Consider the following 13,197-nt stretch of genomic DNA (forward strand, 5'->3'; position numbering starts at 1 on the left):
ATTGTTGATTTGTAGATTTTCTAATAATCAAACATTGAATAATCTGCTAATTAACGTTTGTTAACTTAGTAAAAATTTTATACGCTATATTTTATTTTTGATATATTGAATTGTAATAGCGTTAAAGACTTCTGGTTGTTCTACATTAACAACATGTCCACAATTTTCAACTATAAATAAAGATGAATGTGATTGATTTAAGACTAGGTTTCTAATCGAAGGTAAAAACAAATGATCTTCTTCACCCATTACATAAAGTGTTGGTGTTTTTGTGTCTTTGGCTCTAAAGAAACGCAACAATGGATTAATTTCTGAAGTTAACTTAAACCATCTAATAAATTCTTTTTGGCATAGCTTTTTAGCTTCATTAACAAACAATAGCCTTGAAGATTTATGGTTTTTTCTTGGCATTATAATAAATGCAAAAAACTTGTATAAATATAGGTAAGGTACAACACTTTTAAAAAAATTACCTAGACGAATTAAAAACTGAGATCTCGTATTTAATTTCATTATAGCGCCACCCATAATCATGCTTTTTACTCTATGTGGATGCTTTTCGGCTAAATTTCTTATTAAAATGGTACCTAAAGAAATACCCACAAAATGAGATGTTTTAATTTGCGCATGGTTTAAAACTTCAACAATATCATTTGTAATATTATCAAACGTATACTTAGAATTAAACGTATCTTTTAACTTCGGTTTACTATTTCCATGACCTCTTAAATCTAAGATTAATACATTAAACTCCTTGCTAAAAGACCGTATTTGTTTAAACCAAATAGAGCTGCTTCCTCCTGCTCCGTGAACAAAAGTGACCCATTCCTTAGAGGATCCATGTATAAATGTAGAATAATGAAGCAATCTTTTTTAAATATATTAAAATAATTCTTTTAAGACATTAACTAGATAATCAACATCTTCTTTGGTGTTAAATTTACTAAAAGAGACACGTAATGATGCTTTTTTTAACGCTTCTTTAGCTAATATTGCTTCTAAAACGTGACTATTTTTTGTGCTTCCGCTTTGACAGGCGCTACCACGAGAACAAGCTATTCCTTTTAAATCTAAATGAAACTGAATCATAGTTGCATCTTTAGAAATTTCTGGTAAGCGCATATTTATTATAGTGTAAGCGCTATTTTCTAAAGTATCGCTAAGCCCATTAAACTTTACCGAAGGAATTTCTTTTTTTAATTGTTTTAAACAATAGCTTTTAAGATTTGTTATATATGTTTTATCTGTTTCAAGATTTTGATAAGCTATTCTAAAAGCTGTTTCTAATCCTGCTATATTATGCAAGGCTTCTGTACCAGCTCGTTGTCCTCGCTCCTGTTCGCCTCCAAAAATAATCGGATGTAATCCTGAGTTTTTTCTAATAAAAACAAAACCAACACCTTTTGGTCCATGAAATTTATGCGCACTTACTGCCGCAAAATCTACTTTTATGTCTTGTAAATCTAAATTGTAATGCCCTATAGATTGTACCGTATCACTATGGAATAATGCTTTATTTTCTTGACATAAATTGGCAACCTTTTTAATATCTAAAATGTTACCAATTTCGTTATTAACATGCATTAGACTAACTAAAACATTGTCTTTACTTTTTAAAAACTCACCTAACTGATTGTAATTAATTTGCCCGTTTTCATCTAAATCTAAATAGACTATTTCTACATCATAATGTTTACTTAAATAAATAATTGTATTTAAAACAGCATGATGTTCGATTTTTGTAGTAATTATAGTTTTTACACCTAAATCTTTAACCGCACTTTGAAGTATTAAATTATCAGCTTCGGTACCACCAGAAGTAAAAATAATTTCAGAAGAAGACACATTTAATTGCTTTGCTATTGTTTTTCTTGCTTGTTCTACAATTGCTTTAGCATTACGACCATAATTATGTGTAGAAGATGGGTTACCAAAGGTGTTTGTTAAAACTTCTGTCATTGTATTGACAACTTCTGGTAAAATTGCAGTCGTAGCGGCATTATCTAGGTAAACAGATTTCATCTAAAATTCACTTTAATTATACGCAAAAATACTTTAAATAAAATTAATTGTTAATGGTTACGTTATAAGTTTGGTAATTCTGTTATTTTTGTTTTTTAAAATTGAAATTATGCGCAAAATAGTTGCTTTATCTATACTTTGTTTATCTTTATTTAACTGTGATGATGGAGATATAATTACTAGCGAATTAGAGTTTGATGAAACTTTTGAAGCTTGTGGTGATTTAGTTATTTTTAAAACTAATACTAGCCAAAGCCTATCACTACAAATTACTGGTAGTAATTTTGTTATGAACGACTTAATTGAAGTTATTGAACATCCTGACAATCCAAACAGACTACAATTAGCTAATACAGAGTATACTCAAGCTGATGTTGGAGGAAACCGTACGTTTAGATATAGAAGTTACGCATCTTCTACAGACGGAATTTTTTGTAACGACGTACCACCTGATAACATACAAATAACCGAAGATTACTCTTCTAGTGGCGATTTTACATTTTTTGTTGCATTAGCCGAAGGTGATAACGATGGTATCCCTGCGTATTTAGAAGATTTAAATGGAAATGGAGATTTAAATGACGACGATACAGATGGTGATGGTATACCAAACTATATGGATGTTGACGATGATGGAGATAATGTTTTAACTGTTAGTGAAGGTGTTACTTTTGAAGACGGTATGACCTTAGCAGATCTTGATGCAAATGCGTTAGACACAGACGAAGATGGTATACCTAATTACAGAGATAATGATGATGATGATGACGGTGTGTTAACCATTGATGAAGAAAATGCTACGACACAAGATAATAACCCTACAAACGATATAACAGATCCAAACGCTGGTCCTGATTATTTAAATGACGAAGTCTCTGATACTTTATTAGCAACATCATACAGAGAACATACGGTTTACGATACGTTTACAATTACTATGACAGCCTACAATATTGACTTTGGCTCTTTTCAATATCAAACCTATGATTTTGGGACTTTAACCCAAGCTACAGATGTAGACTTAAGTACTAGTAGAACATTACAACCAGAATTGTAATTAGCTGTTTTGATAAATATAAATTTCTGTTGCTCCTAGACCATATTTCTTATAGTCAGCATCATAGTATTTAATATTATCATATCGACTGAAAAGAGTTTCTAACTCCATTTTTAAAACGCCTTCACCAACTCCGTGAATAAACACGACTTTTTGAATGCGTTTTTTTATAGCAAATTCTAATTGTTGCCTTGCAGTATCTAGTTGAAGGTTTAACTTATCATAGCTACTCATTCCTCGTTCGTTATCAATTAATTTGTGTAAGTGCAAGTCAACTTCAAGTTTTGGTTGATAACGTTGCTTAGGCTTTATTTTTTGTGTGTTGTTGTGTCGTTTCTTTTCAGTTTTTTCTTTTAAAATCTCATTAACACTAGCTAATTTAAAAGCATCTTGATTTATAGATTTTGATCCTATTTTAACTAATTCGTTAGCTTTAAAATCAAGATCAAAGCCTTCATCTGTTTCAATAGTAACTGTATTACCATTAATAGCAACTATAGTACCAGAAAGTACATCATCTAAAACATCTACTTTATCACCAATTTTTAGCATTACTATTCTTCTTCGTCTATTTTTTCAGATTTTATAAAAGTTTCATTTTTCTTTCTACTAGGTATTGTTGCTTGTAATTTATAGATACCAAACATTAAAATTACAATACCAGCAACTAACAAAAATACGTTTTGTTTTTCTGTAGCATTTGCATAAAAAGAAATAGCGCCTCCGATAATTATAAAAAGGTAATTTTTATTCATTTAAATATAACTTAAAACAAAAATAAAAGATTTAAGTAAAGAAACTACTATTAAAAGATGTTAATAAGAATAGTCAATTAATACATTAAACCTAAAAAACTCGTATTTCGTCTAAAAATAGCTTTAATTGACCGACTAAAATGCTCAACCAGAGTTGTTTTTAGTAATTTTGTGTGTGCCAAATTTATATTACTATGAAATCATTTTATTTAACTTTTTTATCATTTACATTCTGTCAATTGTCTTTAGCACAATTAACAGTAAGAAATGATGCTTTCATTTTTGCTTCAGATATCGAAGTTTATGTAGAAGATGATGTTAATCTTACAGAAGCAAACTCCACGTTCTATTTAAGAAACGATGCACAATTATTACAAGGGTCTGGTAACACTGGTAACTCTGGTGTTGGTAAACTTAGTGTCTATCAAGAAGGTACTGTAAATCAATATGCCTACAATTATTGGGCTTCTCCTGTAGGAAATGTTGATGCAAACAGTACTGGTAACAGAGCGTTCACACCTAACAAAAACATTTACGAAGTTGCAGATCTAACTAACAGTAATCTTGCTGGTTACAGTACCACAGGATATAACGGAACAAGTTCTCCTTTAAATATAGAAGATTATTGGATTTGGAAATATAATCCAGGTACTGATTATGCTGATTGGATTTTTGTTGGAGAATCTGGTACAGTAGATGCTGGTTATGGTTTTACTATGAAAGGAACAGATGCAGGTAACCAACAATACGATTTTAGAGGAAAACCTAACGAAGGTGAAATAAGTGTTGCTGTTCTTACTGGTCAAGAAACTTTAATTGGTAACCCTTACCCTTCTGCTTTAGATGCATTAGCTTTTATACATGATCCTGCAAATACTGGGTTTTTAGATACAGCAACTTTATATTTTTGGGAGCAAGACCAATCTATTGCATCTCACAATCTAACATCCTATTCTGGAGGTTATGCTTCGTTTACTATAACACCTACTGGAGTTAGATCTTTTACACCTGCTACATTTAAAACTTATAATGCAGATGGTACTATAAATACAACCGGAACACCTTCTACATCAAGTAAAGAAGTATTCAGATATATACCTATTGGACAAGGATTTATGGTTAAAGGTAATGCTAATGGTAATTTATTAATTTCTGATAGTCATCGTACTTATTACAGAGAATCTGGTGCTGACAGCGAATTTTTTAGAACAGCACAACAGAATGAGTCAGCTTCTAATCAAAATGGTCAATCTATAACTAACGGATCTGATGTTTTACCAGCAGATTACAAACGTTTTAGATTAAATATAGATTTTAATGAAACCTATACACGTCAATTATTACAAAACTTCCATGATACTGCAACACCAAACGAGGATTATGGATTAGAGAGTAATATGTACAGTGCATTAAATTCTGATGCGTATTGGTCTCAAAACAGTAAAAAATTAGTAACTCAAGCTAATGCTTACGATTTAGATTTGGCTATCCCTATCGTTTTAAACCTTAATACACAACAGTTAATAAGATTTAGAATATTTGATGTACAAAACTTTGATACTAATCAGCCTATTTACATACATGATAAAGTAAATGATACTTATGTAAACTTACAGTCTCAAAATTTTGAAATTAACTTACCTGCTGGTAATTATACTGATAGATTTGAAGTTGTTTTTGTAGAAGCTAATACGCTATCTACAGATGAGTTTGCAGAGAACAACTTTAACGTGATTCAAAACAACAATACATCTGAATTAGTCGTTTTAAACCCTAAAAAACTTGACATAGAAAACATTAAACTATACGATGTTTCTGGTAAAATTATCTTTAACAAAATTGTAAAAAACAACAACGAGCGTTTAAGCTATTCTACTAAAAACTTAAGTGACGGAGTATATCTAGTACAAACGACGCTTTCTAACAGTAATACAACAACTAAAAAGGTTATTGTAGCTAATAAAAAGTAGATAGACATAAAATTTTTATTTAAAAAGGCTTTTACAAATTGTAAAAGCCTTTTTTATTTTACTAAATTTAAATTTTAAATAGTAAAATGGAAGATTTAAATAACTACATGCTGCCTTGTATGAATAAGCAAGTCTTAGGATTTGAATGTCCTGGTTGTGGTATACAAAGATCTGTCACTTTAGTAGCTCAAGGTAAATTGGTGGATGGATTTTTGATGTATCCTGCAATCTACACGCTATCTCTTCTTGGTATAGTTATATTAGTATCTGTTTTCTATAAATTTAAATATTCAACTAAAATCATTTCTATATTAGCTATTATTAGTATTATTTTAATTTTAACTAACTTTATATATAATTTAATTAACCACACTTAAAATGAAAAAAAGACTCAACCCAACCTTAGTTTATGTACTTTCAATTGTCGGTTTATTATGCTGCTGTTTTGGCGGATTAGGTTTTATCCTATCTGGTTCAGGATTTTTAGTAGCTAATAACTCCTTAAAAAATGCACAGTTAAATCCTGAAAATTACGAAGCAGGTCCTAAAGAATATAACCAAATGAAAACTGCTAAAACGGTAGCTTTAATAATTACTATTATTAACGTTATCTATTTATTTTTTACAATTTACAGAATTTACACTGTAGGATGGGACGAGATACAAGAACAATTTAGACAAACAATGGAGCAGTATGAAGCACAACAAGCTGCTCAATAACCATAACCTTATAAAACAAAAAAGGCGACCAAATTGGTCGCCTTTTTTATGGAAATAAAGCTTTTATTTTTCAAAAGCTTTTAAAGTTTTTGTAATGATAGATACACAATCTAATAATTGTTCTTTAGTCATTACTAATGGCGGTGCAAACCTAATTATGTTTCCATGTGTTGGTTTTGCTAGTAAGCCATTATCGCGTAATGCTAAACAAATATTCCAAGCGGTATCACTGTCTTCATCATCATTAATAACTATGGCGTTTAGCAAACCTTTTCCTCTTACTAAATTAACAATGTTACTAGTTTCTATGTATTTATTGATTTCTGCTCTAAATAATTCACCTAAATCAAAAGCTTTCTGTGCTAAGTCTTCTTCCTTTACAACTTCTAAAGCTGCTATAGCTACAGCTGCTGCAACTGGATTACCTCCAAAAGTACTTCCGTGGTTACCAGGTCTAATCACGTTCATCACATTATCATTTGCTAAAACAGCACTTACTGGATATGCGCCACCACTTAATGCTTTACCTAAGATTAAAACATCTGGTTTTACTTCTGGTGTACCAGAACAATTTTTATCATCACAAGTACAATTACCGCAGGTTGCTAATAATCTTCCTGTACGGGCAATACCTGTTTGTACTTCGTCTGCAATAAATAATACATTGTATCTTTCGCAAAGTGCTTTTGCTTTTGATAAATAATCGTCGCTTGGTACATACACACCAGCTTCACCTTGTATTGGTTCTACTAAAAACCCTGCTACGTTTTTGTTATTTTTTAAAGCGTCTTCTAATTGCTCTAAATTATCGTAATCAATTTTAATAAATCCATTAGTATACGGACCAAAATTTTTACGTGCTACAGGATCGTTTGAAAATGAGATGATCGTTGTTGTACGTCCATGAAAGTTGTTTTTACAAACAATTATTTCAGCTTCATTCTCATCGATGTTTTTAACTTCGTAAGCCCATTTTCTACAGATTTTTAAAGCAGTTTCTACAGCTTCAGCTCCTGTATTCATTGGTAATAGCTTATCAAAACCAAAATACTCAGTCGCGTATTTTTCATAACGACCTAACATGTCATTATAAAATGCTCTTGAGGTTAAGGTTAAGTTTTTTGCTTGCTCGGTCATTGCGCCAACAATTTTTGGGTGACAATGTCCTTGGTTTACTGCAGAGTAAGCCGATAAAAAATCGTAATATTTCTTACCTTCTACATCCCAAACGTAAACACCTTCGCCTTTACTTAATACTACTGGTAATGGATGATAATTATGTGCTCCATACTTGTTTTCTAAATCCATCGCTTCTTGCGACGTTAATTGGTCTAAAACAGCCATTTTTATAAATTTTTAAAGTGAAAAAAATAACCATTCCTTATCTACCTTTATCCTTCCGAAAAGTCTCGAAAATTCAGCGTGGGAAAGAAATCATCCCTAAAAGCTGCAAAATAATAAATATTACTAGCCTTTAAAAACATTTTTTAAGTGGATTTAATGATAATATGTTTTAAGCTTAAAAAAGTTAAAAAATCACAATTCTAATTTCCAAAATCGAAATTGCTTTGCTTACTTTTGCAGCATGTCTAGAAGAGATCGAAATAAATTTGTAAAACGTGGTCAGCTTATCGATTTAGATATCGTAGACTACGCGTTTGGAGGTAAAGGAATTGCCCGTATAAATAACGAATTAGGAAACTTTGTACTTTTTGTACCTAACACTTTACCTGGTCAAAAGGTTAAAGCGCGTGTGGTAAAATCTAAAAAGAAATATGCCGAATGTAAGTTGATTGATGTGCTACAAAAATCTCCAGATGAAGTTCAATCAAACTATCACGAAATTTCTGGTGCGCCATACATTAATTTACCAATCGAAAAACAACATCAATACAAGTACACAAGTACTATGGATTTGTTTAAAAAAATTGGAAAAGTCCCTGAAATTGAAGATTATTTTGATGAGTTTGTGGCGTCTCCTAACCTATTCCATTACCGCAATAAAATGGAATATAGCTTTTCTGCAATTGGATACGATCATGATAAAAACACAGACGTAGATGAGTTTACTCTTGGTTTTAAACGTCGTGGTACATGGTGGATAGGTGATAATCTTGATAAAGATAGTGGTCTTTTTGATAAAGAATTAGAAGACAACTTAATAAAAATTAAAGATTATTGCGAAGCTACACATTTAGCTCCTTGGCATGCTCCAAAGCGTGAAGGTTTTTTTAGATACTTAGTGGTTAGAAAATCTTATAAAACTAATCAACTATTATTTAATTTGGTTACCACTTCTAATGGATTAGATCAATTTGATTTAGATGCATTTGCTAAGTTTTTAGTATCACTTTTTAATGATAGAGTTGCCGGACTTTTACATACCATAAATGACGAACAAGGCGATCGTACAATAGCAACATCAGGTAGTATTACACTTATCTATGGTGAAGACAAAATAGTTGAAGAATTACTTGGCTTAAACTTTGAAATTAGCATGAAAAGCTTCTTTCAAACCAATCCAAAATCTGCCGAAAAATTATATCAAAAAGTAGTCGATTATGCTTTAGAAGATAAAGAAGCTGTAGATAACTCTGTAGTTTTAGATCTATTTTGTGGTACTGGTACTATTGGTCAAATTATTGCTTCAAAAAGTAATAATACTAAAATAATTGGTGTAGATATTGTAGCTTCGGCAATAGAAGATGCTAAACTAAATGCTAAAAGAAATAATATTGACGGTCTTGAATTTTATGCTGAAGATGTTGGTAAATTTTTAAGCAAATATCCACAATACCAAAACAAAATTCAGACAATAATATTAGATCCTGCTCGTTCTGGCATTGCACCAAAAACCTTAAATAAAATCATAAATTTAAATGCAAAACGCATGGTTTATGTATCTTGTAATCCTGCAACACAAGCAAGAGATACAGAAACCTTGATTAATGCAGGTTTTAAACTAAAAAAGATAAGTCTAGTCGACCAGTTTCCGCATACATCACACATAGAAACGGTTGTACTTTTTGAAAAATAAATTATGAAAAAACTATTAACGCTATTTTTGGTGTTACCGCTTTTAACCACTTGCGAACGTGACGATTTATGTCCAGAAAGTTCTCCTACAACACCAAATATGATTATTGATTTTGTAGATAATAACATTTTAGAAAATTCTAAAAATGTATTTGGTTTAGTTGTTTTAGGCATTGATGATCCAAGTGTGTTTCCTTTAAACACTAGCGTTCCTGAAGATTCTAACTTAAGAGGCGTTTCTGGAGAAGATACTAATCAAATATTTTTACCATTAAAAACTACCGAAGATCAAACACATTTTATTTTAATCAGTGAATTTGAAATTGATGACAACGGTACCTCTGATAATTTAGCAGACGACTTTTTTACAGGAAACCAAGAATTAGTCACGATTAACTATACAAGAAATGATGTTTATGTATCAAGAGCTTGTGGTTATAAAACCATTTTTGTTAATACAAATGTAACAATAGATCAAGGTACTGATGGTCCTTGGATTTTTCAAACAATACCTCAAAACGATAACTTAATAATTGAAGATGAAACTATTACACACTACACTTTTTCTCATTAGTCTTGTTTGTAGCGTTTGGTCTTCTAACGCTCAAGACACCATACAAATACCAACAGAAAACGCTAATAAATTACAATACGGTTTACGTATTGGTGCAGATGCAGGAAAATTAATTAGATCGGCTTTAGATGATGAGTATAAAGGTTTTGAAATTGTTGGTGATTACCGATTAACAAAAAGCTGGTATTTAGCTGGTGAGTTAGGTACTGAAGAAAAAACAACCACTAATGATTACTTAAGCGTTACTGCTTCGGGTAGCTATTTTAAAGCTGGTGCTGATTATAATATGTACGACAACTGGTACGGCATGAATAATATGATTTATGCTGGTTTTAGAGTTGGCGCTAGTACATTTAGCCAAACCAGAAATAATTACACAGTGTATAACACCAATCAATATTGGGGCGAACAAAACTCTTCTAACGAAAGCGTGAAATTTAGTGGTTTATCTGCCATTTGGGTAGAACTTCAATTAGGTATTAAAGCCGAAGTTTTAAACAATTTATATGTTGGTATTAACGGACAGCTAAAAAGCATGATTAGTCAAGATGAACCTGAAAACATGCAAAACTTATATGTACCAGGTTTTTACAAAACCTTTGACTCTAACAGTATTGGTGTTGGATATGGTTATACTGTTTCTTATATGATTCCTTTGTTTAAAAAAGCTAAAACAAAGAAAAAGAAAGAAGAATTACCAGAAAACACTGAAGAAGATACTACTAATTAGTGTTACCTATTTCCTTTTATGCTCCTAAAACGAATTATCAGAATTGATACAGTAGAATCTTTAAGTATAGATCTGACTTTTAATTGATCTAAATGAACTCTAGGAGTTAAAGCCCAAATATACTTTGTTGTAATAGGAAAATTATCTTTTAATAAGTTATAATCTTTATAATTGGTAGAGATACCTAAATTATTATCTCTATTTAATTTACCTAGTATTAATTGTATTATAGAATCTTTTTCCTTTTTAGATTTTAAGTAAATATTTGGAGGAAGATAATAGCTTGTTTTAAAACCTGCTTTAGAAAATATTGATAATGATTCTGGTCTTGTAGATTCTACTAATACATTTGAATAATTGTAGTCTAATTTATTTAAAATGACTTGTAATTTATTTAAAATCAATAAAGCATTATCAATATTTAAATTTTTTATATCTAGCCATAATCTCGGCTTTTCACCTTTTAAAGAAGATAAATAATCATTAAAATTTAATTGCATAGACTTTGTTGGTGGATGATTTACATCTAAAATATCTTTTTTACTATCATATACTAAATCTAACTCTATCCCCTTAAAATATAGTAATGAAGCCTCTAGTTTTTCTTTACTATTTACCCTATGTGCATAAATCTTATTTGTATAACCAATATGTTCTAAACTAAAAGGAAAGAAATAATAAAAAACAGCTAGTAAACTTAAAAGAACAAATATTATTACTAATCGCTTTTTACTTATCATAGTCTATATTTTTTTTAATTAATCTTTTTTTTAATTTAAAATTTGGACTAAAAATACTTTTTGTACTATCAAATTTATTGTTTTTTATCTTTGTTAAATCAGAAAAACTCTGAATAAAATCTTCTAAAATGTATTTTCTTTTTAGATAAGTTTTAAACTCAAAACTATCTTTGTATTCTTTTTTATATTTATCTGATATCCAAACTATAAAAGGTATTTCATACATTGGTTTTGTAGCTAAATATTCGTTGTGCCCTACAAAATCTATAGTATCATAAAGTTCATCGCCATGATCCGAGAAATAAACTACAAAACTTTTATCTTCTAACGCTTTTATTTGATCTATAATACTTCTTACTATATAATCATTGTAGGATACAGCATTATCATATTCATTAATTAGTTTTATAGCTTTATCAGTTGTGTTTATTTTTATATGCTTAGGCCTATTTGTAAATTGATTAAAACTATTTGGATACCTGTACTCGTACAAACCATGTGTTCCCATTAGGTGTATAAAAATAAGTTTTTTCTCTTCTTTATTATTTAAAACCTTTTTTAGTTCAGGTAATATCTTTTCATCTAAACTTACTTCATTGCTATTACCTAAAGATAAAGGAATAAATTTATTTGCTGCTTGACCTATAATTGTAGATACGCTTTCATGTAAACCAACTGGTCTTTGATTTGTTATCCAATAAGTGCTATACCCTGCTGCATTAGCTAATTGTACGATAGATGTATTGTTTTTTTTATTTGGGAATTGATAATCTGAAAAAGTTAAAATTTTATCTAATGCTATAATTGTATGTGTATTACTTGTAATTACATTTTTAAAGATTAACAGTTCTTCTTTTATTTCTGATAACAATGGGTTGGTTTCTCTTTTATAACCATATAATTGCATGTGCCAATTAGAGGTAGATTCTCCAATTATCACAACATAAGTTTCTTTATCTTTATTATTAATCTCTTGTACAGAAACAAATGGACTTAATGGTTTTGCTAATTCTGATTTTAAATTCTTTTTAAACTCTTTATACTCTGTATAGCTTAATATTGAATTATATATTAAATTTTCCCTTTTAAACTTTAAAAAAATAATAGAGGCAGATATACAAATACCTAAAAAAGACAATAACTTTAATGGCTTTGTAATTTTAATTGTTTCCTTTTTACTAAAATCAAAATATACAAATAATGGTAAGCTTAAAAATAACACTGAAATGACAAATACATAATTGTCAAAATAAAATTTTAAAAACTCAATAGATTCGGTTTTATTAGATTCAAAAATCACATAATAAGCAGAAGCATCTATTCTAACTTTATAATGGTGATAAAAACTTATTTTAATAAATACTAAAAGTGACAAAAACAAAGTAATAATTGCTAATACATATTTTTTTACTTTTGAAGAAAATAATGTTACAAGACTATAAATTAATGATGTAAAAATACCAAAAGCAACAAATTCTTTTAATAAAATCTTAGTTTTTGGTATTTCAAAATAACCTAAAATACCAAATATTAATAATGGTAAATTTATATAAAGTAATAGCTTAAAATATTTATTATTAAAAAATTGCATTA

Annotated in this window: 14 protein-coding genes; 7 read left to right on the plus strand and 7 right to left on the minus strand. The window is 29.7% G+C overall.

Annotated features, from left to right (window positions below; translation table 11 throughout):
* Positions 1–84 precede the first annotated feature (84 nt).
* Positions 85–867, minus strand: a complete 783-nt coding sequence (locus tag WA340_RS11670) for an alpha/beta fold hydrolase (protein ID WP_336129186.1) — start codon at positions 865–867, stop codon at positions 85–87.
* Between the two features lie 15 nt (positions 868–882).
* Complete coding sequence (locus tag WA340_RS11675) at positions 883–2,022, minus strand: cysteine desulfurase family protein (protein WP_336129187.1); 1,140 nt, start codon at positions 2,020–2,022, stop codon at positions 883–885.
* 109 nt (positions 2,023–2,131) lie between these two features.
* Here WA340_RS11675 and WA340_RS11680 point away from each other — a divergent pair, with 109 nt between their 5' ends.
* Positions 2,132–3,079 carry a hypothetical protein gene (locus WA340_RS11680; protein ID WP_336129188.1) on the plus strand — a complete coding sequence of 316 codons (948 nt, stop codon included), beginning with the start codon at positions 2,132–2,134 and terminating at the stop codon, positions 3,077–3,079.
* Here the strand turns inward: WA340_RS11680 and WA340_RS11685 are convergent, their stop codons facing one another.
* Together WA340_RS11685 and WA340_RS11690 are read right to left on the minus strand one after the other, a co-directional pair.
* Positions 3,080–3,631, minus strand: a complete 552-nt coding sequence (locus WA340_RS11685) for a Smr/MutS family protein (RefSeq protein WP_336129189.1) — start codon at positions 3,629–3,631, stop codon at positions 3,080–3,082.
* Positions 3,632–3,633: 2 nt separating this feature from the next.
* A complete protein-coding gene (locus WA340_RS11690; RefSeq protein WP_336129190.1) occupies positions 3,634–3,834 on the minus strand; it encodes a hypothetical protein in 201 nt (66 codons plus the stop codon).
* 194 nt (positions 3,835–4,028) lie between these two features.
* Between WA340_RS11690 and WA340_RS11695 the strand changes: the two genes are divergently transcribed.
* The 3 genes from WA340_RS11695 to WA340_RS11705 all read left to right on the plus strand — a co-directional run bounded on the left by WA340_RS11695 (position 4,029) and on the right by WA340_RS11705 (position 6,524).
* Positions 4,029–5,804, plus strand: coding sequence for a T9SS type A sorting domain-containing protein (locus WA340_RS11695; RefSeq protein WP_336129191.1), 1,776 nt, complete (start codon positions 4,029–4,031; stop codon positions 5,802–5,804).
* Between the two features lie 86 nt (positions 5,805–5,890).
* Positions 5,891–6,181, plus strand: a complete 291-nt coding sequence (locus WA340_RS11700; RefSeq protein WP_336129192.1) for a DUF2752 domain-containing protein — start codon at positions 5,891–5,893, stop codon at positions 6,179–6,181.
* Position 6,182: 1 nt separating this feature from the next.
* Positions 6,183–6,524 carry a CCC motif membrane protein gene (locus WA340_RS11705; RefSeq protein WP_336129193.1) on the plus strand — a complete coding sequence of 114 codons (342 nt, stop codon included), beginning with the start codon at positions 6,183–6,185 and terminating at the stop codon, positions 6,522–6,524.
* Between the two features lie 63 nt (positions 6,525–6,587).
* Here the strand turns inward: WA340_RS11705 and rocD are convergent, their stop codons facing one another.
* Positions 6,588–7,868, minus strand: a complete 1,281-nt coding sequence (rocD, locus tag WA340_RS11710; RefSeq protein ID WP_336129194.1) for an ornithine--oxo-acid transaminase — start codon at positions 7,866–7,868, stop codon at positions 6,588–6,590.
* Between the two features lie 241 nt (positions 7,869–8,109).
* Between rocD and rlmD the strand changes: the two genes are divergently transcribed.
* From rlmD to WA340_RS11725, 3 genes are read left to right on the plus strand one after another with little or no spacing between them, the layout of a single operon-like run.
* Positions 8,110–9,561 (plus strand): 23S rRNA (uracil(1939)-C(5))-methyltransferase RlmD, encoded by a 1,452-nt coding sequence (gene rlmD, locus WA340_RS11715; protein ID WP_336129195.1) that lies wholly within the window; start codon positions 8,110–8,112, stop codon positions 9,559–9,561.
* 3 nt (positions 9,562–9,564) lie between these two features.
* Positions 9,565–10,134 carry a DUF6452 family protein gene (locus WA340_RS11720; RefSeq protein ID WP_336129196.1) on the plus strand — a complete coding sequence of 190 codons (570 nt, stop codon included), beginning with the start codon at positions 9,565–9,567 and terminating at the stop codon, positions 10,132–10,134.
* A complete protein-coding gene (locus WA340_RS11725; protein WP_336129197.1) occupies positions 10,100–10,864 on the plus strand; it encodes a DUF6048 family protein in 765 nt (254 codons plus the stop codon). The genes WA340_RS11720 and WA340_RS11725 overlap by 35 nt, the downstream gene beginning before the upstream one ends.
* A 2-nt stretch (positions 10,865–10,866) precedes the next feature.
* Here the strand turns inward: WA340_RS11725 and WA340_RS11730 are convergent, their stop codons facing one another.
* Both WA340_RS11730 and WA340_RS11735 read right to left on the minus strand, forming a co-directional pair.
* Entirely contained in the window at positions 10,867–11,604 is a 738-nt protein-coding gene (locus tag WA340_RS11730) for a hypothetical protein (protein ID WP_336129198.1), read from the minus strand.
* Positions 11,594–13,195, minus strand: a complete 1,602-nt coding sequence (locus WA340_RS11735; RefSeq protein WP_336129199.1) for a sulfatase-like hydrolase/transferase — start codon at positions 13,193–13,195, stop codon at positions 11,594–11,596. The genes WA340_RS11730 and WA340_RS11735 overlap by 11 nt, the downstream gene beginning before the upstream one ends.
* Positions 13,196–13,197 lie beyond the last annotated feature (2 nt).

The sequence above is a fragment of the Mesoflavibacter sp. CH_XMU1422-2 genome (genome assembly GCF_037029245.1).
Taxonomy (GTDB): Bacteria; Bacteroidota; Bacteroidia; order Flavobacteriales; family Flavobacteriaceae; genus Mesoflavibacter; species Mesoflavibacter zeaxanthinifaciens.

Coding starts and splice junctions, on each gene's coding strand:
- WA340_RS11675 (WP_336129187.1), bottom strand. CDS start 2,022: ATGAAATCTGTTTACCTAGATAATGCCGCTACGACTGCAATTTTACCA.
- WA340_RS11680 (WP_336129188.1), top strand. CDS start 2,132: ATGCGCAAAATAGTTGCTTTATCTATACTTTGTTTATCTTTATTTAAC.
- WA340_RS11685 (WP_336129189.1), bottom strand. CDS start 3,631: ATGCTAAAAATTGGTGATAAAGTAGATGTTTTAGATGATGTACTTTCT.
- WA340_RS11690 (WP_336129190.1), bottom strand. CDS start 3,834: ATGAATAAAAATTACCTTTTTATAATTATCGGAGGCGCTATTTCTTTT.
- WA340_RS11695 (WP_336129191.1), top strand. CDS start 4,029: ATGAAATCATTTTATTTAACTTTTTTATCATTTACATTCTGTCAATTG.
- WA340_RS11700 (WP_336129192.1), top strand. CDS start 5,891: ATGGAAGATTTAAATAACTACATGCTGCCTTGTATGAATAAGCAAGTC.
- WA340_RS11705 (WP_336129193.1), top strand. CDS start 6,183: ATGAAAAAAAGACTCAACCCAACCTTAGTTTATGTACTTTCAATTGTC.
- rocD (WP_336129194.1), bottom strand. CDS start 7,868: ATGGCTGTTTTAGACCAATTAACGTCGCAAGAAGCGATGGATTTAGAA.
- rlmD (WP_336129195.1), top strand. CDS start 8,110: ATGTCTAGAAGAGATCGAAATAAATTTGTAAAACGTGGTCAGCTTATC.
- WA340_RS11720 (WP_336129196.1), top strand. CDS start 9,565: ATGAAAAAACTATTAACGCTATTTTTGGTGTTACCGCTTTTAACCACT.
- WA340_RS11725 (WP_336129197.1), top strand. CDS start 10,100: ATGAAACTATTACACACTACACTTTTTCTCATTAGTCTTGTTTGTAGC.
- WA340_RS11730 (WP_336129198.1), bottom strand. CDS start 11,604: ATGATAAGTAAAAAGCGATTAGTAATAATATTTGTTCTTTTAAGTTTA.
- WA340_RS11735 (WP_336129199.1), bottom strand. CDS start 13,195: ATGCAATTTTTTAATAATAAATATTTTAAGCTATTACTTTATATAAAT.